Source organism: Candidatus Hydrogenedentota bacterium, assembly GCA_016791475.1.
In the GTDB taxonomy this organism is placed as follows: Bacteria; Hydrogenedentota; Hydrogenedentia; order Hydrogenedentales; family JAEUWI01; genus JAEUWI01.
The window spans coordinates 1-584 of sequence record JAEUWI010000352.1 but is presented as its reverse complement, the minus strand read 5'-3'; the positions used below and the strand labels follow the sequence as shown (position 1 = coordinate 584).

1 protein-coding gene is annotated in these 584 nt (G+C 53.8%); it reads right to left on the bottom strand.

Features of this window, described 5'->3' with window-relative positions; translation table 11 throughout:
- The coding region (locus tag JNK74_29630; protein ID MBL7650335.1) for an ATP-binding cassette domain-containing protein at positions 1–454 on the bottom strand (454 nt) is incomplete at its 3' end.
- Between the last annotated feature and the right edge of the window lie 130 nt (positions 455–584).

Genomic DNA, 584 nt, shown 5'->3' with positions numbered 1-584 from the left:
CGCGTAAAAGCTCATCCAGTTCCAGCGTCTCACTAAATTGCTTGAGCAGTTGCTGGTAACGGTCACTCGGCACTTCGTACATCTTGGCAATTAGGTTGAGTGACTCAATAAAGGCAATATCCCACCATAGTTGTGAGCGTTGGCCAAATACCACGCCAATCTCTTTGGCGTTGGGCACGCGCTGGCGGTGCGGGTCTCGGCCCAGCACGTTGACGCGCCCGCTGGTGGGCACCAGCACGCCGGTGAGCATTTTGATGGTGGTGGATTTGCCCGCGCCGTTGACGCCGATGTAGCCCACCATTTCGCCCGCCGCCACGTTAAATGAGATGCCGTCCACGGCTACTTTTTCTTCGTAGCGTGGGTCAAACAGCGCCTTAACGGCCCCCAACACGCCCGGCTGTTTTTGGTTAACGCGAAATACCTTGCGTAGGTTTTCAACTTGAATGGCAGACATTTTAGGAGCTTTCGGCGAACTAGGAGTCTATCACACACTTAACCGCGAAAACGCTAAGGGCGCAAAGTTTCCCTGTATTTCCTTTACTTTCCTTGGCGTTCTTCGCGTCTTGGCGGTTAATCCAACCGTA